Genomic DNA, 22,638 nt, shown 5'->3' on the forward strand with positions numbered 1-22,638 from the left:
TAGGCATGCTCGCAAATAAGGGGAATTCTATCTTAAAATTTTTACATCATGCCTGAATTTTCTTTTTCACAAAAAAATCTAACAAAAGCTAGACAGCTATTGTTAGAACAGTCTGTTAAAAAAATTTTATTTTCAGAAGCGACCTATCAAATAGAAATATTTGATAAAGAAAGTACGCATTCTTTCTCACCCTTTTTACATATAGATGATCAAGGAAAAATCCTAGAAGGATTTTGTTCCTGTGATGAAGCCGAAGAGACTCAGTCCTGTGCGCATCTTGCTGCTGCGTACTTAACTATTTTTAATGGGAATCAGCAACCTCTACATGTGCGTTTTCGTCATAGCTTTTGGAATTGCTTATGTCAAATTTTTTGTAATCGACATGGGTATGAGACAAATGTGTTACGAAAAAAGGAAAAGGTTTATGAAATCAAATCATCTACGAATAAACTTCTTTTTCGTATAGAGCCTTTAACAGCTGCAGCTAAAAAATATTTGCACATACTTTTTTTTGAACGAACGATTGAAACAGAGGAAACCTCCCTTAAATTTTCTAATTTGACTTTCGATGAATTGCAATTGTGGAAAGAAGGAAATCCTAGTCATCGGCTAAAATATGAGCTGTGTTTTTGGTCTGATCTTGCAAAATGGTTAATGCTGCTTCAGGAGAGTAAAAAGCCCTATGCCATTTCTTTTGAAGAAAGGGAAAATCACCTTCCCGATTGGCTAACTATTCAATTTACTAGTTTATTAAAGATAAAATGCTATCTTTCAGAGGCCCATTGGCCGCAGTTAATTCCTGTTTTAAAAACAATAGATTCACCGCTGATTGCTCATGGACAACCCTATTCCTACATTCGAGCCATTCATTATAATGAAGTGGACAAAAAACTTTTCATCGAAATGGATCGATCTCAAAAGCAGCAACAAGAAGAAAAAGCTAAGGGGATTTCTGTTGGAGATTTTGTCTTTATTTCTAAGAAAGGATTTTTCCCCGCTACAATAGATCCTATTTTTGAACAAAAGGAAATTTCTGCACAAAAAATAGGGAAAATATTTTTTAAACACACACCCATTTTACAAAGGTTTTTAAATAAACCAATCCATGCGGGTAATAATCGTATTCAATATGATCTTTTTTTTGATGCAGAAGAGAGACTGCATATTGAATGCTATCTCTTTGAAAAAAAAGATCTACAAAAAAAATCCTCTGCACGATTTGGCAGTTGGGTTTATCTAGAAAAAAAAGGATTTTTTCAAGTAGAGAATTGGTTGTTTGATGGTGTTACAAAAATTATCGAAAGGGTTGATGTTTCAGAATTTGTTTCCCAACATAGAGCGTGGCTTAATAATTTTCCTCTCTTTCAAACACATGTCTATACCATTGAATCTCAATTGCGCTTCTTTGTGACAACATCAAGGCAGCTACGGTTTGAAGCAGCTATCGAGATGCTTGAGGCAGAGGATAAAATCAGTGATTTCGGATCATGGATTTATGTAAAAGATCAAGGATTTTTTGCTAAGCGCACTCAGCTGCAAGCAGGTTCTATCCATTCAGGATTAACGATTGAAAAAGACCGGATTGCAGAATTTATTCAGATGCATCGAGAAGAATTAGAAAATATTAAAGGATTTTTTTCTCCTATCTGTCCCATTCTAAAAAGTGGATATAAAATTAGTCTGGAAAATGAGCAAATTTTTGTACAATCCGTTATGCATTTTTTACCCGAGTATCAGGATAAAAATGTGCAAGTTTTCGATGAATTTACCTATGTGGAAAATCAAGGATTTCACGAGACTGCTTTTGAGTGGCGATTAAAGAAAAAATACATGCCCAGCACTTTTATTCCTAAAGAGCAAGAGGCTAATTTTATCTTGTACGATTTAGATACTTTAGTAGACCAGATTATTATTTTACAAAAGGAATTAACTAAACCACATTCTCTACAAGTAGAAATACGTAATTTAGAACATATAAAAAAAAAGGCCCGCTTTCAATGGCGTATGCAGCTTGTATTTATTAGTGAACTTGGGGAAGTAGATGCAAAAGAGATTTGGCAAGCAATCATGGAAAATCGTCCTTATCTTTTTACATCAGCTGGCCTTATCATCTTGAAACAATCTCGCTTTAATTGGTTAAAAGCGATTCGTAAACAGCAATGGGATGCAAAATCTTTTCTAAAATGTACAACATTAGATTGGTTGCAATTAACCGTTTTTGAAGAGATAAAAGCTCCAGAAGGGAGGTCTACACAAGCGCTACAGACTAGAAAATGGCTGGAGAGTATTTCTCAATTTGAAACGCAAACCCTGATAGATCTAACTGGATTTCAAAGTAGGCTACGGGCTTATCAGGAAACAGGAGTCAATTGGCTTTGGTTTTTATATACCTATGGGCTCTCAGGGATGCTTTGCGATGAGATGGGTCTTGGTAAAACGCATCAAGCTATGGGCCTTATTGCTGCTGTATTTAATTATTTACAAAAAAGAGCTAAGTTTTTAGTAGCTTGCCCTACTTCGGTTATTTACCATTGGGAAGAATTATTAAAAAGATTTTTGCCAGAGGTACGAGTTCTCACTTTCTATGGAGCAGGGCGCAATTTTGATCTTTTTACAACGCAAGCAGACCTTTTATTAACTTCTTATGGCGTATTGCGTAGTGAAAAAACCCTTCTTTCTCATTACACCTTTGACCTGATCGTTTTTGATGAGGTACAAAATGCCAAAAATTCCCAATCACAAACGCATAAAGCATTGAAAACTCTTAATGCGCATATGCGTCTTGGATTAACCGGAACGCCTATTGAAAATAGTTTATTAGAGCTAAGATCCTTATTTGAAGTGATTGTGCCGGGGTATTTACCCCAAGAAGCTCACTTTAAACATCTATTTGTTAATCCGATTGAAAAAGGACAAGACCAAGCCAGAAAAGCGCTGCTCAAACGGTTAGTCGATCCTTTTATTTTACGGCGTAAGAAAAAAGAAGTATTATTAGAGCTACCGGAAAAAATTGAAGAGATTTCTTATTGCGATCTTTCTGAAGAGCAAAAAAATCTGTATAAAGCTGCTTTTTTTCAACAAAAAAATCAACTTATGCAGCAAATAAAAGACGAAAAGAAACCACTTCCCTATTTGCATGTATTTGCTTTGTTATCCACTCTAAAGCAGATCTGCGATCATCCCTGTCTCATCAATAAACAATTCGATGAATTCCATAAACATCAGTCAGGAAAATGGGATTTATTTGTCCAACTATTGCAAGAGACAAGAGATAGTGGACAAAAACTTGTAGTGTTTTCGCAATACCTAAATATGCTTAACCTTATTGAAAAATATCTCAAAGAACAGAATATTGGCTTTGCGGGTATTAGAGGAAGTACGCGTAATCGCAAAGAGATGCTCGATAGATTTAAGCAAGACCCTACTTGCGTTGTTTTTGTTGCTTCTCTACAAGCAGCAGGTGTTGGAGTAGATCTTGTGTCTGCATCTGTTGTGATTCATTACGATCGTTGGTGGAATCCAGCACGTGAAAATCAAGCAACCGATCGCGTACATCGTATTGGTCAAAATCGAGGAGTGCAAGTATTTAAATTAGTCACTAAAAACACCATTGAAGAGCACATTCACAAGTTGATCGAAAAAAAGCAAGCGCTTATGGAAGGGGTTATTGAGTTCACAGACCAGGATCAAATCAAAAAACTAAACCGCGAAGAATTAATTCATTTGATTCACTTAATCGATCAAGATGTAAAAAAAATATGAAAATTTACAATAAATTCTTTGAAGAATTATGCTTGCTCTTTTTTTAGGAGTATTCTCATGAAATATATTGGTATTTTTGTTCTTATCATTATGAGCGCATTTTTCTTTTTTCCTTTTATTAAACCTAAAAGCAAGGAGTTAATTCTTCGCCTCAATATGAGAGCTGAACCTAAGTCAATGGATCCACGCAAAAGAGGGGATATGCGCTCGTCACAAATGCGGTTTTTATTTTTTGAAGGACTAGTGAAAATGTATCCAGATCACTCTATAAAGCTTGCTCAAGCCAAATCTTATGAAGTATCCGAAGATAAACTCACCTATACTTTTCATTTGAGAGACACTGTTTGGTCTAATAATACTCCCGTTACCGCTTATGATTTCGAACAATCTTGGAAAGATATTCTTGATCCTAAGTTTCCTTCTACAAACGCGCAGTTATTTTCTCCTATAAAAAATGCAGATGCAGCAAAGAAAGGACTTGTTTCTCTCGATGAAGTGGGTATCAAAGCAGTGGATGCAAAAACCCTTGTGATTATCCTGGAAAAACCTACTCCCTATCTTTTTAAGCTACTTTCTTTCTGTACTTTTTTCCCTGTAAATATTGAAAATGATCGCAAAAACCCTAATTGGGATCATGATGCAGGACCTAACTTCTTATGTAATGGTCCTTATTCTTTAGAAAAGTGGGCTCGAGAAAATCAAATCATTGCTAAACGTAATCCTAAATACCGCAAAACAGAAGATCTACGTCCAGAAAAAATTATTTTTAACATCGTTGAAAATGATGCAGTGACTTTAGAGATGTTTGAAAAAGGTTTAATAGATGTGATTGGAGATGCTTTAACCGATATTCCGCTAGAAGCGATTCCTAGGTTAGAAAAAAAATGGACAATTTCTCGAGAGCCAAGATCATCTACTATACTTATTCACATCAATACTGATAAAGTTCCCTTTAGCCATCCTAAAATTCGTAGAGCATTTAGTCTTGCCATCAATCGTCAAGAATTGATTGGATTATTTGGAAAAGGGATTAAAAAAAATATTACAACAGAGTATATTAATACAGCTTATCAAGCAAGTTTAGCAGCAACAAACCTCATTCCTCCTTGTTTAAAAGAAAATCGCTACCGTTGTTTTTTTAAAGACAATGACATACGTCAAGCGCAAATTTTATTAGAGGAAGGCCTACAAGAACTAGGAGTTGGTCAAGAAATATTTGAATCTGTAGGTCTCTGCTATGGCCAAAGAGCTCCCGAAAAAAATGCAGTAATTCAAGTACTCCAGCAACAATGGTTAAAGAATCTAGGCGTTTTTATTAAGCTAGAGTGTTTGGATTTTAGCATTATGTTAGATCGATTGTTTCGTGGTGACTACAATATGTCTTTTATGCGCTGGGATGAAACATATCCTGACCCAATGAGCATTCTTGAAAGATTTAAATACAAAACCTATGGAATGAATTTCTCAAATTGGGAGCACCCTGAATATATTCAATTGCTTGAACGATCTTTTTACGAAGAAGGAGATACAAGATTACAAACTCTAGAACAAGCGGAAAAACTGCTTTTAAGCGAGATGCCTGTGATTCCTTTATATCATGCAGATTATGTATATATGATAAATCCTCGCTTGCCTTTTACCATACCTCTTTGGTGGAAAGATAGAACACTGTTACCGCTATCTGCTGAAGATCAAAGAGTGCAACAGGAAAATAAATACGCTCAAAAGATTCTTCGTTAATTGTTGCTGTGTGGCTCTTTTTTGAAGATCATGATATTATTCAAGCACGTGTTTTGCTAGAAGAGAGATTAAAAGAGTTAGGCCTTACCAAAGAGGTTTTTATATCTGTTATTCTTTATTATTATGCCTATATCTTCTGGAACAAATAAATGGATACAAATCATCCAACAGCATCGGATGTTAATACTTTTAAAAAACACAAAATAAATTGCTATGTGGAAAAATACAATCCAAACAAAGAGACTTATTTTACGACCTTGGAAAAAAAAAGATCTTGAACCCTTTGCCAAGCTTAATCAAGATCCACGAGTCATGAAACATTTTCCCTCTGTAAAAGGCTACAAAGAGAGTCAAGAAGAATATCATCGGATTATAGAAGATTTTAAAAAACAGGGGTTTGGGCTCTGGGCGGTTTCTATAATAGGAGGGGCTGATTTTATCGGTTTTATTGGTTTAAATCGTGTGAAGTTCGCAGCGCATTTTACACCAGCTATTGAAATAGGTTGGAGACTAATGGCAGATTTTTGGGGTAAAGGCTATGCAACAGAAGGAGCCATGGCTTGTTTGAAATATGGATTTGAGACATTGCATCTTAATGAAATCCTCAGTTTTACAACACTTACAAACAAGCGCTCTATAGCTGTTATGAAAAGAATAGGGATGTCACATGACCCAAAAGATGATTTTGACCATCCAAAATTACCAGAAGGTCATCCCTTAAGAAGACATGTTTTATATCGGCTAAGAGTCAAAGGTAAATATGGAAAAAACTTAAGTCCATCTACTATATAGATGAGTTTTTTTTCTTGCAGATATTTAAAAATTAAAATTTTTTAGAACTAATTCTTCAAAACCTACCCATTAGATTTAAATTGGGTAGGTTTTGAAGAATTAGAGAATGAGATAGCAGAGGCAGAAAAGAACCACAGTTTTACATTAGGAAGTGCATACTTAACCTTAATTAAAAAATATCTCAAAGAACAGAATATTATTGGTTTTGCAGGTACTAGAGGAAGTACGCATAATTGCAGAGAAATGCTCGATAGATTTAAACAAGACCCTGCTTTTGCTGCTTCTCTACAAGCAGCAGGTGTTGGAGTAGATCTTAGTATCTGCATCCGTTTGGTCATAATCGAGGAGTACAAGTATTTAAATTAATCACTAAAAACACCATTGAAGAGCACATTCGCAAGTTGATTGAAAAAAGCAAGCGCTTATGGAAGGGGTTATTGAGTTCACAAACCAGGATCAAATCAAAAAACTAAATCGCGAAGAATTAATTCATTTGATTTACTTAATCGATTAAGATGTAAAAAAATATGAACTTCACACTTTTAAAAGTATTTTCTAGAAAGATGGGTTGTAGAGCGTTCTTTTACACTGTGAAAGAGCATTCAATACAAGCCCAAATAGGGCAGTTCTAGCTTTTATAGCTCTACTCTTGAATAGATTTTAAACAGACTCTCTTCTTTTTTAAAAGAGGAGGAAGACCTAAGCCCTCCTTTCCCCTTTTAGCAGTTGCTTGATCTTCTTAGGAAATGGATAGCCTTAGACCAGTAATGCTTCAATTTGTTCCGTCAAAAATGAAGGATCAATTAATGGATCATTATGGCTTTCTCGTATTCCAATAAATATTTGATTCTCTCTTGGGGACCACTCTTTGTCTTTTAATAATACTTTAGCTAATGAAGCACTAGCTGGTATAACACCATCATCATCCTTGATTAAATCATCTAGTGAACTGCTTGTACAACTAAGCTTCTGAGCTTTCTTGAGATCTATATGATACTTACTCCCAGCTTTTTGGATAAAGATTTTTGAATTGAATCCGAGCTTCAGTTTATCAAAATTTGTTTGCATGATAATTTCTGGAACTTGTATCTTTTTTGAAGATTCTACAGAGCCCATATTCCATCCTAGCATTTTTACCAAAAAACCTAATGGCCTGATTGTTATAGCAGAGGCTGCTGTGCTCAAATCTGAAAAAGTCCTGCTTTTAACAAATACGTATTTAATATCTTTTTTTAATTCATGAGTTTTTAGCGCATCACCTTGGACGCCACCACCAATGGAGTGCCCATATCCAATAATTTCTTTGGCCCCTATTCCCTTTTGTTGATCTTCTAAGAGGGTAAGCATAGCACGGTAAGCTTTTGCCATTGCTTGTCTGTTAGGTAAACCTGAACTCGCTCCAACCCCTGGGTAATTAAACACTATAGCATTGCTATTAATCTGGTGTAAAAGACATTTTAAATCATGCCCTTCACATAAGGTGGCTTCGTATAACTCCCCATTTCCAATAGACACTAACGTCCATCTTAGATTATTCAATGTGGACTCTTTTCCCATGATTACAGCATCTATTTTATAACCATCCACTTCGACGGTAATACGTTTATATTTCCATTCACTCTCTAAAAAAACCTTTGACCTAACTATATTAGCGAAATTTTTAATAAGATATATAACAGAACTCTCAGAAAAATCGTTAAGAAAGAAGTAAGCAAGAGCCATAATGAGTGAATTTGAAGCAGGCAATAAAGCTACTTTTCCTGCGAGAGCATGAAGAAGCTGATAAATCCCTATGGGGAAAATGATAATTGAAAGTATTTGCTTTGCTATTCTCCTGGTTTTATCTTCAGTATTCCATATGTAATTCACGGGCAATGGTTTATTTTGGGCAAAATCTCTCCTTGTAGCATCTAAATAATCGGATTGTTTGTAAAATGCCTTATCTCCATGCAGTACATCCTTAAAGAAGTTTGAATGGGGTTGCTGACAAGTTGAAACTTTTGGAAAAGATATGGATTGTATACTCATAAATAGCCTTCTTAAGTTTAAGACCCATGTATTTTAACAATTATTATAATAAATTTTAATTATTTTTAAACCGAATTAAAAAAAATTATTAATCTTTAATTATAAAACATCATGAAATCATCAGCTTTACAACACTTACAAACAAGCGCTCTATAGCTGCTATGAAAAGAATAGGGATGTCGTATGAACCGACAGATAACTTTGATCAGCGAAAATTACAGAAACTCATTCCTTAAGAAGGCATGTTCTGTATCGGCTATAAGCAAATGAGTGGAATTTTTTTGTCTCAAAATGAAGCTTCTTGATTAAAAGACATTTTTGAAAAAAACTGCAAACATTGATCTTAAAGATGGATTTATTTTTCAAGAGATTAAGATAAGAGAGCTTAGACAGCCACATATGGGGTATCCAGGAGCTGAAGTATCCATGATGGCCTATTTTGGAAAAACAAGGTTTAAACTTACTATCGATATTGGTTTTGGAGATATTGTTGAGTATTCGATTCCATTTATAGTATATTCTAAAGGAGCTCTCTTTGAAAGTAATGTCAAGCTATCTTGTTATCCCAAAGAATTTATTTTTGCTGAAAAGTTAGAAACTATTATCTATCGAGGCTCATTCAATAGCCGTATGAAAGATTTTCATGATCTTTATTCTTTGGTGTCTTCTTCGCTGTTACGATCGTTTCATAACCTAGAAAGGATTATATGTATGGTATTTGAACATCGAAAGACTCCTCTTATTTTACGATTACTTATACCGAGGATGATATGAAACAAATGCAAAATTTCTGGAATCAATATTTAAAAAACTTGCGTGCAGAGAATGCTAAAAATCTACCAATCCTTATTGTTCAAATGATAGCTACGATTAACGATTGGCTACGCTTAAATACTGGTCTAGTTAAGCAGAGAAAAGTAAGAACATAAACTGGATAGAGTCTTGTAAAGATGAGGGTCTATTCTAATTAAGACTCATTTACTAAAAAAACTTGCTATTTAATGAAGATTTTAAGAGTTGTTTGCATAACAAAAACTCTGATGCTAAATACATATTGAATCATGATATTGCATAAAGTTTCTTGGATAAAGAGATTTTCTGTAATGCCTGGGGAATAAATGAATAAAATCTTTTTTTTGCAATTTATGGATTAAATGTGGTAATAGATGATAAGTAATGATCTAATATAAAGGATAAGGAATTATATTAGAGGATTCTATAAAGATAAAGTATTCTTAATAGCTTTTTGATAAAAAATATTATATATATTCATCATCTAAATAGTTCTATTTTTTAATTAAATAATTTTATCAATAGAATTTAAAATTCAATGACTTTTAATTAAAGTATTTTTTTAGATTTTTCGCAATTTATGGTTTTTTAATGGGCTTTTTTTTATTATGATTATCTTAAATCTTAAAGAGGCTTATGAAAACAATACAACTAGCTCTGGTGGGGCGCCCAAATGTCGGAAAATCTGCTTTATTTAACGCAATTTGCAAAAAAAGAATTGCCATTGTAGATGAAGCAGAAGGGATAACGCGTGATCGTCTATATGCTGAAGCCGATTTTTTCGGTCAATCTTTTGAGGTGATCGATACAGGAGGAATTCATTCTAATCAGAGGATTGTTTTCCAAGAAGAGATCCGCCGTCAAGCAGAGATTGCTATTGAAGAAGCTGATGTATTGATCATGGTAGTGGATTTCACTGTGGGAGTCACACTTTTAGATGAGTATGTAGCAAAATTTTTGTTACGTACTAAAAAGAAGGTTGTTTTAGCGGTAAATAAAGTGGATGATTTTTCTAAAGCCCAGGCGATTTATGAGTTTCATTCTCTAGGGATTAAAGATGTTGTTGCAGTTTCTGCTATACAAAAGTTTCAGATTGCAGAATTATTAGAGGTAGCATTTCTTGGAGTTAGCTTTCCTGCTCAGATAACAAAAGAGATAAAGGGGATTGGTACTGCCATTATTGGTCGTCCTAATGTGGGCAAATCCACCATTGTAAATTACTTATTAAAAGAAGCAAGATGTGTGGTTAGCCCCATTGCAGGAACTACCCGCGATTCTATCGATGTAGAGATTCAATTAGAAGATCAACTGTTTACCTTAATCGATACAGCAGGTATTCGCAAAAAAAAATCAGAGAAAGAAGTCGTGGATAAGTTTGCGGCTTTGCGTACAGAAAGAGCAATGGATCGAGCGGATGTGTGCGTACTTGTAATCGATGCAGAAAAGGGGATTAGTACACAAGAAAAACGAATTGCTAATGAGATCGCTGCTTTAGGTAAAGGTTGTGTTTTAGTATTTAATAAATGGGACCTTATAAAAGGATTCCGGATGGAGCATTGCCAGAAAAGTTTTGCTCTCGATGTGCCTTTTCTAACCCACTGTCCCTTATTGTTTACTTCCGCAGAAACAGGAAGAAACATCGAAAAGATTTTTCATGCAGTTACTGAAGTGCATGCACAGCAATTGCGTCGTGTTACAACAGGACAGCTAAATAAGTTTATCGAACAAGTTGTGCAAAAGTACCACCCTCCTATGATCGATGGAAAACGCCTGCGCATTTATTATATGGCACAGATTGGCGTACAGCCACCTCGTTTTATTCTATTTGTCAATAAACCTGAATTGATGCTTGATTCTTATAAAAAATATTTAATCAACCAGTTTCGTTTGCAGTATGGTTTTTTAGGCTCTCCTATTGAATTTATTTTAAGAGGGCGTAAAGAAAGAAAATTAGTTTCATCAAATCCTCAATTAGAAAAACAGGCTATTGATTTAGAAGAAGAGTTGGATTTAGAAAAATTAGATTCTTCTTATTTTGAATGAGGCACTGGATTGTATTTGATAAGCTTTCGATCTATCTCGATACAGCGATATACCCAAGGATCGCTATTTTCTCTCTGTAAACGATCACAGCCCAAAAAAAAGCCAAATATAAAGCCATGTTTTTGCATGGCTTGTTTCATATAGCTAGAAGAAGAGGGGTAAAAATGGCTTCTTGGTCCATCTACTGGTGATAGAATATGCTGATGGAACCAAATGATCTTTTCCGCAACATATACAGGTAAAGAACAAGAAGTCGGCTCTATTTTTTTTTGCTGTGGAAAAATGAGATCCGCATCTTTGCCCCAAGGCTCAAAGTAGCCTGGTAGTGCATACACATAAAAAGGAAATAAAAGAAGCAGTAATCTAAAAAGCATATTTAAGCATCAATATAGGAAATAAACACTGTTCTCTCATTAAATGACAACCTAGAGTTTCATAGAGCCGTTCATTATAGCATTTAGCCTCTAAGCCTGCGCCATACACTCCTCCAAAATACCATCCGGCTTCAAAACTTGTAAAGATTATTCCAGCTGCGATATTGCCATGATCGAAGCAATAGACAGATGCAGCGATAAATAACCCATTTAGTAAAAAAGCGGTTAGAGCGGATTGTTTTTGTCCTAAATACAAATAACCAGAACCTGGTAGCAGAGCATTTAGTAATTGTGCTTTACCAACAGACTTTTTATGTATTTGGTATTCTTGTAAAAAATCGCTTAAATAAAGCCTTTCAGAAGAACTCTCTTCAATAAGATTTAAGGCGGAAAAGTCAGCAGTCATGAAGGATTTAGATAAGTATAAATCCATCGATTGATCAGGAAAATACTGATTAAATAACTGCAGAATATGATCGGCTTGGTCTTGTTGATTGGTTTGAATATAGCAATCATAGAGAACAACTAGCAGATCATGTAATGGTGCAAATTCTGTAGAGACATATCTAAGACCACTGTCTTGAAAAACAGCAATGGCTTGATCATATTTCTGGCCCATGTAGTAGCAGATAAGGATCCCATATTGTATTTGCAAAAGACGAGGACTGTCAGAATAAGAGAGTAAGATCTCCGCTCTTTTAAAAGCTGTGATAGCTTGATAGAGATCGCATTCTTTAGCAAAACCTAAAGCAATTCGCATCTCTTTGCCCCAGTCGGCTATTTCTTCATCGTGAGATAGAGCTTCAAATGCAGAAGGCAACGCTCTTATATAACGATCATGCACAGAATACTGCAGTACAGGTTCTATTTCATCAGAAACTCTTTTATAACAACTACATAAGCTGGATAAAAAAAGAATGTATAAACAGAATTTATTCATTCTCAGGAAGTTTAACCAAGTCGAGTCCTTCATCAAATTCTTCTTTAAGGATCGGTAAAGAAGCGTCGTCTTTGTAAAGCCATTCTTGATGTTCGGTAACTTTTTTATATTCGTCATAGGAATTAATAATTTGAGGTCTAACAAAAATGATTACATTAGATTTTGCCAGATTACGGTCATTTTCGCTAAATAAAACACCAATCACAGGTAAGCCTCCTAGGCAAGGAAGACCTGTTTTGAGGCGAGTTTTAGCATTTTGAATCATTCCGCTTAAAACCACAAAGTGATTATTAGGGACATGTACTCTGGTGTCCATATGCGTATGTGAGGTTTGAATACCTGTTAACTGTGCATTGTTTACGCTACCAACAGTGTTTACTAGTTCTGTAATGTCATGCACAATGTCTAATGTAACCATGTCGTTGTCACCTAGTATAGGGGTAATCGTTAAATTTACCCCTATATCTCGATATTCCACATTGGAAGTAGTAACTGTATTATTGGAGCTATTGGTTACAATGGCTCCAGTAAAAGGAACGTTTTGTCCAACAAAGATATTGGATTGGCGATTGTCTTGGGTGATGATCTTAGGATTCATTACGATTGTCGTATCTACATCTGTTTGTAGTGCATTGACCAAGCTGCCCAAAGAAATAAAGGACTTTCCTTTATGCATAATGATATCGCCGATGACGCCTAAATCAAAACCATTAGTAAAAGGAACCATGCCACCTTGTGGAGTATTGGTAGCGTTGATTCCTTTAAGAGTTGGAGAGAAAGTTTGTGGAGCTTGGCTTTGTACTAAAGGAGCTCCTCCTGGGAAATTTCCAAAACCGACTGTTGCTTTATTTAAGTACTGCATTTGGCTGCCCCACTGCAAACCGAAATTTTGCGCATTGTTTAAACGTGTTTCAATGACGAGCACTTCGATGAAAACCTGTTTAAGAGGCGTGTCTAAATTTTGGATGAGTTCTTTGAGTTTAATCAAAATGCCTTCTTGTCCTGTGCTCAGAAGGGAATTTGTTACTTTAATCCATTGTAGAGAGCTTACAGCATCAGCTAATGCAGAAGATTCTCCGGAGGATTTAGCAAGACTTGCCACTACTTGCTTTAAAGCAATTTGAATATCATCTCCGCCGTGAAATTGTAATTTGTAGACCAAAAAGCTTGTATTATCAATCGATTCAATCGCTGGATTTGGAGTTGACTGTCCAGGAATATCAAATTTTTGAAGTAAGCCTTCTATTCTCTGAATAGCCGTAGGCTCTCCAGAAATCAGAAGAATAGAGGTTTTAGGGATCCATTTTAAGTTGTTAATCGCATCGAATAAAGAGGTATCTGAAACGCCTGCACTGATTAAATTATTCATAAACTCTTGCAAAATCTCAATCAAATCATCTCCGTTGACAAATTTGGGAGTATAGGTGGTAAAGGTACTGGCTTTACGCTCGTTGAGGGTCTTTGGAGGTTTGCCCCCTTTAGATAGATCAAAGTTTTGTGCTAATTGTTGTACACGCTCAAGAGTTTGTTCTGTTCCTGTAAATAATAGAGAATTGGTTTCTTTAATCCAGCGCACTTTTTCTAAGGTCTCTGCAAGGCTCTTATCGGGTAGTGTGGATTTTTCCAATTGGGCTGCAAAGTTTTTTAAGGAAGCAATTAATTGCGTAGCAGTGGTGTTTTGGATATTATAGACAAAAAAAGTGATACTTCCCACGTGTTGGATCGATCCAGAAGCATTGGCAACATCTATGCTGTCGAGTAGAGATTGTACTTTTACAAGGGTTTCTTGGTCTGCTGCAAATACAAAAGATTTAGTAGCTGCGACATAGCGCACAGAAGATAGGGTTTTTAGTAATTTAGGATCGTTTAATCCTGATTCTTTTAGATCGAAAGCCAGATCGACAAGTGCAGCTTGAATCTCTTCTGCAGGAACATATTTAGGTTTGTAAATAGAAAAAGAGGAGGCTCCTACTGGGTATCCTTCATTGTTATCCAAAGAGACTAAGAGTGTTTGGATTTTTTCTAAAGAATCTGGATCTCCCGTGAATACTAAAGATTTTGTACTCTCAACCCATTGCATAGTTGCTACAGCAGCTAAGAAGGATTTATCGATTAAGCCACCTGTTTTAAGAGCATGACTCATGTCTTTTAAAGCTTTTTCTAAATCCTCTGGCTGGCGATATATCGGTTTATACACAAAATAATTGGATTTAGGAGGTGTTTTTTTATTAGGATGTGCCTCATGAGGTGCAATATCAAAAGTAGGTAAAATGGTTTCTATTTGTCTTAAAGCAGGCCTTGTTCCTGTAAATACTAAAGAATTGGTTTCCTTGATCCATTTCATGCTTTTAATCACATCAACAAGATCTGAATCGGGGTGAGGAGAAGCTTGAAGATGCTCTAGCATTTGGTGCAAAGAGTTTGCTATTTGAGGCTCTTCTGCATGTTCAATTTTATAAATGAAGAAAGAGCTATTTCCCGTTTTTGAAAGAACAGGAGTATCTAATTTTGCTAAAATATCCTGTAGCTTGACAATGCTTTGATCGTCAATCACAAATAATAAAGAATTAGAATCACGCAAAATCTGAACACCAAAAATAGCAGAAGCTAATGAAGGAGAGCTGCCTATTTGTTTAAGCTCAGAACTTACTTGTTCTAATTCCTTTTTTAATTCGCTAAGCGTGCGGTTCTTGACTTTATAAAGGAATACTTTTTTCAAACCAGGTTTTGCAGAAAATCCTGTTTCTGAAGTGACATCCACATCCTCCATAATCTCCATAGCTTTTTCAATTAAATAGGGCGTTGAAACGATATAAATCGTATGCGATTCTAATTGAGGAACGAAAATGATCGGATTGGATTCAACAAAAGGAGCGATGATTTGTTGAGTTAAAAGGATTAACTGATCTAAAGGCAGTTTTCTTGCAGTATAGGAATCAATTTCTAAGGGGCTATGTGGAGCATCTAAACTACTTAAAAGGGTGCTGATTTGTTCTATATTTGCAGCAATGTCGGTTACAATTAATTGCTTTGTTTCTAGCGACATTTCGATTAAAGCTGCGTCAGATACCATTGGCCTAAGAATACTTGCAATCGTATTGATATTTGCATTTTTAATCCGAAATACCCGTGTTACTAAAGCTGCAGGTTCTATTTTAGAGGCGGGGTGATCTTGGGAAATGATTGGTGGGATTTGATGGACTCTTTTACTAGAAGTAATCAGGATATTTTTATTCTGTTCCACTAAATTTAAGTCATGTACGCGTAGCACCTGTATTAAAACAGACATCACATTTTTAGCAGATACAGGTTCTTCAGAAACAACAGTAACAGTAAATTGCAATTCTGATTCTTCAAAAACAAAATTTAAATTTGTAATTTTGCTTGCAAAACGAATTAACTCGATAATAGATACGTTGTTAAAATTAATAGTGTATGTATCCTTATCTGAATAGATAAGGGCCTTAGAATTTTCCAATTTATACGCAATAGGATCTGTAGTAGCAGTATCTAAAGTATAGGCAATAGTAGAAAATGGCAGTGCACACAAAGTGATTTTGTAACAAAAGTGAGATCGAAATTCTTTCATAGCTTAAGGAGACTCCGGTTATGACCCTTTTACAAGGAGCTATACAAAAGATAAAATAGCTTGTAACGAATCCTAAAATACTATTTGGTTTATTGTAAACGGCTGTTTATGGAATAAAGCTTAATAAAATAGGAATTACTTATGATTTTTTGTAAAATGCGCTATGATCAAGATGAAAACGGCAAGGAAATTTTATTAAAAGAAGATACATTTCAAGTAATGATGGAATGGGAAAAGCCTTACATGCAAGCTTGCATCGATGAATTGCAACCTTTCGGTGATATCTTAGAAATAGGTTTTGGACTAGGATATTCAGCTACTCACATTCAATCTTATAAACCTAAATCTCATACGATTATTGAATATCATCCCTTAATCGCACAAAGAGCGCGCGATTTCGCAAAAAAATATCCTCATGTCACGATTATTGAAGATACTTGGCAAAATGCTCTTAAAGATTTAGGAGTATTCGATTGTGTTTTTTTTGACGATTATCCTTTAGAAAGTCAGCAGTATTTAGAAAAAATAGAAAAAGAAAGTCAAGAGTCCTCTCTTATTGTAAGACAAGCGGAATTGCTCATTAAAGAAATTAACCAGCAATTCCCCAATTTATCTACACAAAAGTATTCCGATCAAGATCTGGATGATTTTGTAAAAACAGTAGCATCAGAGCCAGAAGAGCAACTGGTTATTTTTTTACAGCAGCTCCATAGCAATAAACAAATTACTCAGCAGCAGTTTGAGAGATTAATAAGAAATCACAATATGCATTTGCCTGAACCTTCTGAAAAACAACCTTTTAATTTTCAAGGGCTTTCTGACCGTTTATTTTCTTTTCTTCAACCTTGCTTGGCTTCTCATATGCATAATGGGTCTCGATTCTCCTGTTTTTTAAGCGATCCTAATTCAAAGCTGATAGATTCTCGCTTTTCTGAAATTATTGCTAATCCCTATCTTGATTACCAAGAAAAACAGATATCGATCAAAGTGCCTGATAACTGCAAATATTATAAAGGAGATAAGGCTCTTGTTATAGTTATTACTAAAAGGCTTTAAATTTCTTAGATTTATTGTTTTTCTATTTGATTGTTTATATATATTAGTTCCTCTTGGATAAGGTCGATATGTTTTTGATTTAGTTCCTTATAATTTTTTTGTAATTGTTCATTTTCTTGTTTTAATTGTTCATTTTCTTGAAAGATTTTTTCTGCTTCTTTTACTTGTATTTTAGTACAGGAGTTTCTGGTATCGAGTAAACCATCAATAATTTGATCCAATTCAAGATAGTTAGAAGATATGCTAAGTGTTTGTTGGATTTTTTTACAAAGAGGCTCAGGGTACATTTTCAAAATATGAGTTAAAGAAAGAGGTATATCTGCCATAAAAAATAAGGCAAGAGAAAAATGCCGAAATGCTTGTTTGGCAACTTTATGATGTGTGGGAATTGAGTCAAATGCAGCAGCTGGAATGGAATAAATAGCCATTGCTGTACTAGCTAGTAATTTAATAAAACCTAAACCTACATGTATAAGTACATCTGGCCCTCTTCCCACAATTTTTGCAAACACAAAAGCCGTACGTATAGCCAGATTTGAATCGTTTGAGAGCTGTTTCTGGAAATAATTTCCAGAGTTAATATAGTTATCACAAGATAAGGGATTGTAGTTACCTATAGATATCATTACTGACCTCATAGTATCTTATTAATTAAAAGTATGATTATTTTATTAGGTTTATTGATGTTTTTTCGGAATCTTTAATCTTTTTGTTTTTAGATAGAGGTTGATTTTTTTAATCTATGCTTTTTCTTATTCAAGATGGATTCCATCTTAGCTTTATTGAATTGCTCTATCATTTTAGGAGTTAATTCTTGAGTAAGACGTTTGGCGTGACGAGTTGCTATTTTTTCAGCACTTCTTCTGCCATTTGCTTGGCACTCTATGTATTTTTGAGCGTATGGCGTAAAATAAAATTCTGTGTTTATTTTCTTTTCTATTATTTTAGGGATCTCACGGAGGTAATTTTTAAAAAGAGAATCTGTTATCTCTTTAGCTTTTTCTTTTGAGGTTTTAGGTGAGAGAGTACAAGCTTTATAAAATATTTCAAGGTATTTCTTAGCAAAGATCAGCGCTTGTTCTTCAGCGGTTTCAGGTGTATTTTTTAAGCAACGTTGATATTCTGAAAAAAAAAGTTCAGTGAAATGTTTAGCATATACATCTACTTTCTCTTTCGTTTCCTCTTTTGATTGTGTTTTTGGTTGTCTTGCAGATTCTTTAGAGTGAGCATTAACATAAGTTTTGGCATAAAGCAGTGCTTGTTCTTCAGCTTCTTCTTTTGAACATTTTTTAAGAAATTTTAAACACATAGGAGAATATATTCTAATGCAGTTATTGGCGTATTCTGTTGCTTTTCGTTCGACTTTTTTTTGATCTTTGTTATTTTCTACATACTCTGCATATAACGTACTGAATAACTTAGGGTGGCTTTTGACAGAAAGCGTTGCCATTTCTTCAGCAGATTCTGGAGAGTTTTTAACGGAATATTTTTCATATTCTTTAACGAAAAGACTTTCTCTATCTACTGTTTCTTTTATTTGTATTTTAGGTTTTTCTTCTTTGCTAATAACATTTTTTTTTAGGCCTAGAAACTCAGAGAAAAGATTTTCTACCTTTTCCATTTTATCTTTAGGATATTTATTTATCGTGTTTGTAAGAGAAATAAACATATCAGCAAAGTAGTACCCAGAAAAGCCTAAATGAGCAAAGCCTTCTTTGCCTATGGCATAGTTTGGAGTAGATCCACATAACCTTGCTGGAATAGAATAAGGGATTTTTGTGATGCAGATAGCTATTTTCCCCAATCCTATAATTATATGGATAGCAATATCATAAATACGAGCAACGTCTTTTATAACAATACCCACTACAAGGCGAGATAATATATTAGGAGGTGAGCTCTTTGAGCAAAAGTTTTGAGATTGATTTCCTAGGTTTCTATTAGAGTCAACAAGATTAGATATGCTCATAAAAACTCCTATCTGTTTAAGTAGTCTTTTGCATGTACAAGAGTAAGGTTCAATGCCAGAGCTTTATTAATTTTAAGCTAAGCAAGAAAAAAATGCGTTTAATATTAAAGCGCTTTTATGATTTATATATAATAAATGAGCTTCATAATAATAACACTATTACTAACATATATTTATTGTAAAACATAATGTGTGTTTTTTTATTGTTAAATAATAATATCTAATATTCTGAAACTATCGAATTTATAGAATGGCGAAAGCTTTTTGGATACTTTGAAGAGTAATTAGTAGCTAATATTTTGCTTTTTTCTGGATCCGTTCCACATTCTACTAGTGCTTGATATAAGGGGTCTTCCTGTTGTGATTGAGAAGACTCTTCTTCAAAAGATGTATCCGAGTCTGTATCTACCTTTTGTGTTGTAAAAGTTGATTCATCTAGATTTGTTTCAGGTTTAGGACAAGGGGCTATTTGTGGCCCTTCTAGTTGTGTTTTATGTACTTCTTCTTTAGATGATAAAAACCTAGAGAAACAGTTTTCTACCTTTTCTATTAAATCTTTAGGATATCTATTTATCATATTCGCCAGGGAAATAAATATATCTGCAAAATAGAATCCAGAAAAACCTAAATGAGCAAGGCCCTCTTTACCTATTTCATAGCTTGGAATAGATCCCCATAATCTTGCTGGAATAGAATAAGGCAGCTTTATTGTGCAAATAGTTAATTTTACCAAACCTATAATGATATGGATAGCGATATCAGAAATACGGATAACATCTTTTATAATAACACCTACAATAAGACGAGATAATATGTTAGGTGAGGGGGACTTTGAACAAAAAATTTGACATCGATTTCCAAGGTTTTGATTAAAACTAATAGGATCTGGAGCACAAAAAGATGTTATTGATCGAACTATATGCATAAAATTTCTCTCTTTAAATCACTTCAAGGGTTTTTTTGGAATGACTTCTGATCTTTTCAGAATATGCATTACGACGCTCAAAAGCGCTTATTTGGAGGGAATTGTTAGTAAGCAAAGGTATTTTTTTTCTAAGCCTCTTAGAGACTTGAAGAGTAGATTTCATCTTAGAACTTTCTAGATTATTTGAAGTAGTTAATGGAGTATCTCTGGAAAATTTATTCTGTTCTTTGAATGGGATAGAGTCCGAATTAAAAGTATCAGATGAACTAAAGGTCTCTTCAGACCAAAAACCATCATCACTTTCAAAGCAATAATTAACTTTTTGTTTTGCTGTATGGGTAATTTCTAATGGTTGTTCTTGGTTATTTTTTATGCTAGCTTTTGCTAAAATAGCATTTATATCGGGATGTAAAATTTCATCAACAATTTTCTCGCATTGAGAAGGTTTTCTTAACTTTTGCGCTGTTTTTTCTATTTCTTTTTCCAATTGATTAAAAGCTGCATCTCTTTTTTCTAGTTCTTCTCGAGTTATTTTAAGCTCTTGTTCTATTTCTGGATCAGAAACAATAATATTTTTTGTAACAACATTCTTATTAGATATTTTTAAAAAATCAGTAAAAATGGTTTCTATTTTATTAACTAAATGTTGAGGATATCTCTTATTGATATTAGCAATAGATACAAAGAAGTCTACAGTATAAGCACATGCAAAACCAATATGAATAGCTGCTTGCTTGCTAGGTGTTTGATGGTCTGTTTCTAAGCCAAGAATTCCAGAGGCAATTGCACATATGCCCTTTACTGTACTTGTTGTGAGTTTATATCCTCCTGCAAGCAAATGAATAGCAATATCGTGAATAAGCATGGCTTCTTTGGCTAACGTTATGGTAAAGCGAGTAGGTAGATTAGCGGTTAAGCAGTATTTTTGATAATCGGGAGTAATAGCAAAATATTGATTGAATTTTAAAGGATCTGAGTTAAAAAAATTTTGAGATAATTCTATAATGGGTATAATGAATGCACTCATAGATTTTTCCTTTTTAAAAAGTTTTTTTTAAGAAATTCTTTGTATGCAAATTAATGCTTTAGAAGCAGCATTAGATGCTATGGGATCATATAAAATCGATCGAAGAACGGTTTCTGCTTGTCTTTGTGCAGAAAAGAGTAAACGTTCTTTAATCTCTTCGAAAAAAAATTTTTCAAAGTTAGCTAATTCTGTATTTTTATCAGAGATATCAAAGGTGTGTAAAATAAGAGTATCGCCAATATCCCAATTATCTATGGTCTCAGAGAATTCTAACTGGGGATTTGTTCCCAATGCAGGGTTTTTAGCTACAATGGTTCGTGGGTGAAAACTCTCTTGAGAGATGTGAATCAAACTGTTACACCCACAAGAGATGCAGCTTAGTTTATCTTGTAGAGGGTCGAGAATAAGCGCACTAAAGATAATTGGGCAGGCTTGTTTACAAAGCAGTTGGTTTAAGCTAGAGGTTAGTTCATCAATTTTGCTTAAGTTTAATTGGTGTGTATACATATGGATCATTCCCTGTAAGCTACTCATGCAAATGGTTGTTTCTATTGTTGTTGTAGTGGAAGAGGCGAGTAACATGCAAAGACAATTGTTAGGAAGACGAATAAAATCGTAATAAAGACCAAATTGAGTACCATGCCATTTGGCTAAGCCAATATCTGCATAAGACCAGGTGGGAGGGGCTTTAGGTAATGTTAGCTGAAAGGCTGAGTACAGGGCTTCATAGACTTCCTTGACTTGATCTGGACCCGCGTATTCTTTTTCTAGTTCTTTAGATTGTAAATAGAAAGAGACGTCATGAATGAACTCTTCAGTGGTTTGGTAGCGTTCACTAGCCGAGATAGCTAGAGCCTTTACGAGGATATGCCTTAATCCTTTAGGAATAGAGGTAAGATTAATAGCTCCATAACTGAGTTTTCCAGAAATGAGTTCATATAAGATGATACCTAGAGAATACAAATCGGAGGCAAAACTTAAATGAGAGGGGTTCTCTTTTTGTTCAGGACTCATGTAATTCGGTGTGCCGATAAAATAAGAGGGTAGAGCGAATTGATCTTGCTCGTCTTGTAATTGTGCGATTCCAAAATCAATAAGTTTCACTTCACCACCTTCTGTGATTAAAATATTTTCCGGCTTTACATCTCTGTGAATAATCCGAAGGGAATGTAAATGTTGAAGAGCATAAGCTACTTGCAAAGAGATATCTAAAACTCTGCGTATAGATAAGGAATGCTGTACGATAAATTGTCTAAGAGAAACACCGTTAATTAGCTCCATGGCAATATAAAGCCCTTTTTCCCAGCTTCCTTCTCCGTAGAGTTTTACAATGTTGGGGTGATTAGACACAGAAATTGCTTTAGCTTCTCTTAAGAAATACTCAACAGCTTCGGGATGATTAATATGGTTAGGGGATAAGACTTTAATAGCTAAAGGTTTTTTGGTTTTAGGATCCAAGCCTAAATAGAGAAGGCTCATTCCTCCTTTATTCAAAAGACCTTCTATTTTATAAGGGCCAATTTTTTCAGGCAGAGGGATATCTTCTTTTCCTATCAGCTCAGGGAGCGTATTTTGTTTGTAGAAAGAATGCTCTGCCATAT

17 protein-coding genes are annotated in these 22,638 nt (G+C 34.6%); 8 read left to right on the top strand and 9 right to left on the bottom strand.

What is annotated here, in order from left to right:
* Positions 1–48 precede the first annotated feature (48 nt).
* The 4 genes from RHAB15C_RS01205 (at position 49) to RHAB15C_RS07305 (ending at position 6,660) form a co-directional block, all read left to right on the top strand.
* The gene (locus RHAB15C_RS01205; RefSeq protein ID WP_194845520.1) at positions 49–3,762 is read left to right on the top strand and encodes a DEAD/DEAH box helicase; all 3,714 of its coding nucleotides are present in this window, start codon (positions 49–51) and stop codon (positions 3,760–3,762) included.
* A gap of 57 nt (positions 3,763–3,819) precedes the next feature.
* Positions 3,820–5,502 (top strand): peptide ABC transporter substrate-binding protein, encoded by a 1,683-nt coding sequence (locus RHAB15C_RS01210; RefSeq protein ID WP_194845519.1) that lies wholly within the window; start codon positions 3,820–3,822, stop codon positions 5,500–5,502.
* A 213-nt stretch (positions 5,503–5,715) separates the two neighbouring features.
* Positions 5,716–6,294 (top strand): GNAT family N-acetyltransferase, encoded by a 579-nt coding sequence (locus tag RHAB15C_RS01215; protein ID WP_194845518.1) that lies wholly within the window; start codon positions 5,716–5,718, stop codon positions 6,292–6,294.
* A gap of 243 nt (positions 6,295–6,537) precedes the next feature.
* Positions 6,538–6,660, top strand: coding sequence for a hypothetical protein (locus RHAB15C_RS07305; RefSeq protein ID WP_281422361.1), 123 nt, complete (start codon positions 6,538–6,540; stop codon positions 6,658–6,660).
* 390 nt (positions 6,661–7,050) lie between these two features.
* Here RHAB15C_RS07305 and RHAB15C_RS01220 read toward each other — a convergent pair whose 3' ends face one another.
* Positions 7,051–8,322, bottom strand: coding sequence for a CPn0927/CPn0928 family alpha/beta hydrolase fold protein (locus RHAB15C_RS01220; RefSeq protein WP_246587577.1), 1,272 nt, complete (start codon positions 8,320–8,322; stop codon positions 7,051–7,053).
* A 318-nt stretch (positions 8,323–8,640) separates the two neighbouring features.
* On the opposite strand from RHAB15C_RS01220, the gene RHAB15C_RS01225 reads away from it, so the two are divergent.
* The 3 genes from RHAB15C_RS01225 (at position 8,641) to der (ending at position 11,157) form a co-directional block, all read left to right on the top strand.
* A complete protein-coding gene (locus tag RHAB15C_RS01225; RefSeq protein ID WP_194845517.1) occupies positions 8,641–9,096 on the top strand; it encodes a nucleotidyl transferase AbiEii/AbiGii toxin family protein in 456 nt (151 codons plus the stop codon).
* Positions 9,093–9,251, top strand: a complete 159-nt coding sequence (locus tag RHAB15C_RS01230) for a hypothetical protein (RefSeq protein ID WP_194845516.1) — start codon at positions 9,093–9,095, stop codon at positions 9,249–9,251. The genes RHAB15C_RS01225 and RHAB15C_RS01230 overlap by 4 nt, the downstream gene beginning before the upstream one ends.
* A 499-nt stretch (positions 9,252–9,750) precedes the next feature.
* Complete coding sequence (gene der, locus RHAB15C_RS01235; protein ID WP_194845515.1) at positions 9,751–11,157, top strand: ribosome biogenesis GTPase Der; 1,407 nt, start codon at positions 9,751–9,753, stop codon at positions 11,155–11,157.
* Here the strand turns inward: der and yidD are convergent.
* Genes yidD through RHAB15C_RS01250 form a run of 3 tightly spaced genes read right to left on the bottom strand, consistent with a single transcriptional unit; the run spans position 11,145 to position 16,060 of the window.
* Entirely contained in the window at positions 11,145–11,531 is a 387-nt protein-coding gene (gene yidD, locus RHAB15C_RS01240) for a membrane protein insertion efficiency factor YidD (RefSeq protein WP_194845514.1), read from the bottom strand. The two genes, der and yidD, sit on opposite strands and share 13 nt — an antisense overlap.
* Positions 11,521–12,471, bottom strand: a complete 951-nt coding sequence (locus RHAB15C_RS01245; protein ID WP_194845513.1) for a tetratricopeptide repeat protein — start codon at positions 12,469–12,471, stop codon at positions 11,521–11,523. The genes yidD and RHAB15C_RS01245 overlap by 11 nt, the downstream gene beginning before the upstream one ends.
* Positions 12,464–16,060: a secretin N-terminal domain-containing protein gene (locus RHAB15C_RS01250; RefSeq protein WP_194845512.1), complete on the bottom strand. Its 3,597-nt coding sequence runs from the start codon at positions 16,058–16,060 to the stop codon at positions 12,464–12,466. Before RHAB15C_RS01250 ends, RHAB15C_RS01245 begins: the two co-directional genes overlap by 8 nt.
* 141 nt (positions 16,061–16,201) lie before the next feature.
* On the opposite strand from RHAB15C_RS01250, the gene RHAB15C_RS01255 reads away from it, so the two are divergent.
* Entirely contained in the window at positions 16,202–17,116 is a 915-nt protein-coding gene (locus RHAB15C_RS01255) for an O-methyltransferase (protein WP_194845511.1), read from the top strand.
* An 11-nt stretch (positions 17,117–17,127) separates the two neighbouring features.
* Here the strand turns inward: RHAB15C_RS01255 and RHAB15C_RS01260 are convergent, their stop codons facing one another.
* From RHAB15C_RS01260 to RHAB15C_RS01280, 5 genes are all read right to left on the bottom strand, one after another.
* Positions 17,128–17,742, bottom strand: a complete 615-nt coding sequence (locus tag RHAB15C_RS01260) for a coiled-coil domain-containing protein (RefSeq protein WP_194845510.1) — start codon at positions 17,740–17,742, stop codon at positions 17,128–17,130.
* Positions 17,743–17,831: 89 nt separating this feature from the next.
* A complete protein-coding gene (locus RHAB15C_RS01265) occupies positions 17,832–19,085 on the bottom strand; it encodes a hypothetical protein (protein ID WP_194845509.1) in 1,254 nt (417 codons plus the stop codon).
* A gap of 220 nt (positions 19,086–19,305) precedes the next feature.
* The gene (locus RHAB15C_RS01270) at positions 19,306–20,010 is read right to left on the bottom strand and encodes a hypothetical protein (RefSeq protein WP_194845508.1); all 705 of its coding nucleotides are present in this window, start codon (positions 20,008–20,010) and stop codon (positions 19,306–19,308) included.
* Positions 20,011–20,023: 13 nt separating this feature from the next.
* Entirely contained in the window at positions 20,024–21,037 is a 1,014-nt protein-coding gene (locus tag RHAB15C_RS01275) for a hypothetical protein (RefSeq protein WP_194845507.1), read from the bottom strand.
* Between the two features lie 27 nt (positions 21,038–21,064).
* On the bottom strand, positions 21,065–22,636 hold the full coding sequence (locus tag RHAB15C_RS01280; protein ID WP_194845506.1) for a serine/threonine-protein kinase: 1,572 nt from the start codon (positions 22,634–22,636) through the stop codon (positions 21,065–21,067).
* Positions 22,637–22,638 lie beyond the last annotated feature (2 nt).

Origin of the sequence: Candidatus Rhabdochlamydia porcellionis (assembly GCF_015356815.2) — a bacterium.
Classification (GTDB): domain Bacteria; phylum Chlamydiota; class Chlamydiia; order Chlamydiales; family Rhabdochlamydiaceae; genus Rhabdochlamydia; species Rhabdochlamydia porcellionis.

Excerpts from the sequence above, each read along its gene's own strand:
- RHAB15C_RS01250 (WP_194845512.1), bottom strand. The coding sequence starts at position 16,060 with ATGAAAGAATTTCGATCTCACTTTTGTTACAAAATCACTTTGTGTGCA.
- RHAB15C_RS01275 (WP_194845507.1), bottom strand. The coding sequence starts at position 21,037 with ATGAGTGCATTCATTATACCCATTATAGAATTATCTCAAAATTTTTTT.
- yidD (WP_194845514.1), bottom strand. The coding sequence starts at position 11,531 with ATGCTTTTTAGATTACTGCTTCTTTTATTTCCTTTTTATGTGTATGCA.
- der (WP_194845515.1), top strand. The coding sequence starts at position 9,751 with ATGAAAACAATACAACTAGCTCTGGTGGGGCGCCCAAATGTCGGAAAA.
- RHAB15C_RS01245 (WP_194845513.1), bottom strand. The coding sequence starts at position 12,471 with ATGAATAAATTCTGTTTATACATTCTTTTTTTATCCAGCTTATGTAGT.
- RHAB15C_RS01215 (WP_194845518.1), top strand. The coding sequence starts at position 5,716 with ATGTGGAAAAATACAATCCAAACAAAGAGACTTATTTTACGACCTTGG.
- RHAB15C_RS01260 (WP_194845510.1), bottom strand. The coding sequence starts at position 17,742 with ATGATATCTATAGGTAACTACAATCCCTTATCTTGTGATAACTATATT.
- RHAB15C_RS01205 (WP_194845520.1), top strand. The coding sequence starts at position 49 with ATGCCTGAATTTTCTTTTTCACAAAAAAATCTAACAAAAGCTAGACAG.
- RHAB15C_RS01210 (WP_194845519.1), top strand. The coding sequence starts at position 3,820 with ATGAAATATATTGGTATTTTTGTTCTTATCATTATGAGCGCATTTTTC.
- RHAB15C_RS01220 (WP_246587577.1), bottom strand. The coding sequence starts at position 8,322 with ATGAGTATACAATCCATATCTTTTCCAAAAGTTTCAACTTGTCAGCAA.
- RHAB15C_RS01230 (WP_194845516.1), top strand. The coding sequence starts at position 9,093 with ATGAAACAAATGCAAAATTTCTGGAATCAATATTTAAAAAACTTGCGT.
- RHAB15C_RS01265 (WP_194845509.1), bottom strand. The coding sequence starts at position 19,085 with ATGAGCATATCTAATCTTGTTGACTCTAATAGAAACCTAGGAAATCAA.
- RHAB15C_RS01280 (WP_194845506.1), bottom strand. The coding sequence starts at position 22,636 with ATGGCAGAGCATTCTTTCTACAAACAAAATACGCTCCCTGAGCTGATA.
- RHAB15C_RS01270 (WP_194845508.1), bottom strand. The coding sequence starts at position 20,010 with ATGCATATAGTTCGATCAATAACATCTTTTTGTGCTCCAGATCCTATT.
- RHAB15C_RS07305 (WP_281422361.1), top strand. The coding sequence starts at position 6,538 with ATGCTCGATAGATTTAAACAAGACCCTGCTTTTGCTGCTTCTCTACAA.
- RHAB15C_RS01255 (WP_194845511.1), top strand. The coding sequence starts at position 16,202 with ATGATTTTTTGTAAAATGCGCTATGATCAAGATGAAAACGGCAAGGAA.